A 1,531-nucleotide genomic window follows, 5' to 3' on the forward strand; every position below is an offset into this window, starting at 1 on the left:
GGTAAATTCCCAAACTAACTTCCACTGCTAATCCAAGTGGAAGTTAGTCTGATAAAAATCGTAAAAACCAGTGGAAATCCGTGTCAGGGTAAGTTCTACTGGTTTTAAACATGCTTGATTTCATCGCTTTTGTAGCCGAAATGAATTGAAAAAAAGAGCGCACAAAATCCCCTCATCTGAAAGCGTTTCAGATTAAGTTCCGCTATGGTGGAAGTTAGTGTGAGACGTTTGAATGCGGTTAAAGATTAGTTTTTAGAACTTATGTTGGAGTAATTTAGACGACTGGCAGACGTCTTCTGCAGGTATTTTAGAAATACCTAGAAGTTTAGGAATCTCTTCTCCATAGGTAAATGCAAAGAGTTCATAGGCTGACTTTCCATTCAAAGCAGCGCGTTTGACACTGTTGACATGAGAGCAGACGAGATTGATATCCTCTTGAGTTAAGTTGTCAAAAGAAGTTCCTTTAGGTAGAATGTCGCGAATCAGCGTGTGATTTTTCTCAATTCTGCCTTTCTGGTCAGAGCGATTAGGGTCACAAAAGAAGAGTTTACTCTCTCCTCGCACATCCATTTCGATATCATCGACCCTGGCAAACTCTCCACCATTATCTGTCAGGATGACAGGAAAGAGTTGGAAGAAATCTTTGTCCGCTTGGTGAAGAGTGTTCTTGATGTCATAGAGATGTTTGGTAACCTCAAGGGCAGTTTTATTATCCAGAAGTCTAGCGAAGATAAAGTTACAGAAAGATAGATTGAAGGTGAGTAGGACTTTACCTCCCATTCTCCCCATAACTGTGTCCATTTCCAGCCAAGAGTCTAGTTGATTCAGTGCTAAATAGTTTTGGAAATCCTCATAGGAACGGCCTTTTTTAGCTTCTTTAGGGATGGAAGGTAGCTTACTTTTTCGTCTTTCTTTGAATTTAACGGCTCTGGCAAGATCAATCGGAGCGATAGATAGGTACCCTTTTCGGATGTGTCGATAGACAGTTGAGGAGCTGACATCAAGGTTATGAGTTTTGAGAATATGATAGATGTGTTGTCCTTTTTTAACCCCATCAGAAATGACTTTGTCCATGTCCCAGAAGGTCTTGGAATTGAGGGGAGTTCCTTCACGAGCTTCGCCAAGAGTTTGTTCGTATTGTTTTTGAGCTTGCTTAGCGAGGTAGAAGATCTTCTTATAGCCACAATTCTGTCTTCTTTTAGGGCAGCCGTTACAGACAAAGGGAGCTTTGTCGAGTAGAGGGCAAGGAAGGTTATGGCATGTAGACTCTCGGACTTGTCTGTTTCGTTTGACTTCTTTAGAAACAGTAGTCGGGTCTTTTAGAATGGATTGTCCAATAGCTTTGAAGGTTTCACTGCGCTCTAAACCTAATTGGATATCATTACGGTCTGAAAGGGTAAGGTGTTTATGTTTTGTCATAGTAGACCTCGTTTCTAACTCAAACGTCTCACACTTAATTCCACCATAAAAATCCGTTTTAGACTAATTTCCACTTTGGTCAGGCAAGTGGAAGTTACTTTGAGAAGTTAGC

At 40.8% G+C, this 1,531-nt stretch carries 1 protein-coding gene; it reads right to left on the reverse strand.

All coding sequences use genetic code 11. The annotated features are described in order from the left end of the window. Nucleotides 1-252: 252 nt before the first annotated feature. A complete protein-coding gene (locus HT697_RS09230; protein ID WP_000160552.1) occupies nucleotides 253-1,419 on the reverse strand; it encodes an IS30 family transposase in 1,167 nt (388 codons plus the stop codon). Between the last annotated feature and the right edge of the window lie 112 nt (nucleotides 1,420-1,531).

It is taken from the genome of Streptococcus sp. 1621, from assembly GCF_013276615.1.
GTDB lineage: Bacteria > Bacillota > Bacilli > Lactobacillales > Streptococcaceae > Streptococcus.

What these genes read in the sequence shown, in the direction of transcription:
- HT697_RS09230 (WP_000160552.1), bottom strand. Translation starts at nt 1,419, where the DNA reads ATGACAAAACATAAACACCTTACCCTTTCAGACCGTAATGATATCCAA.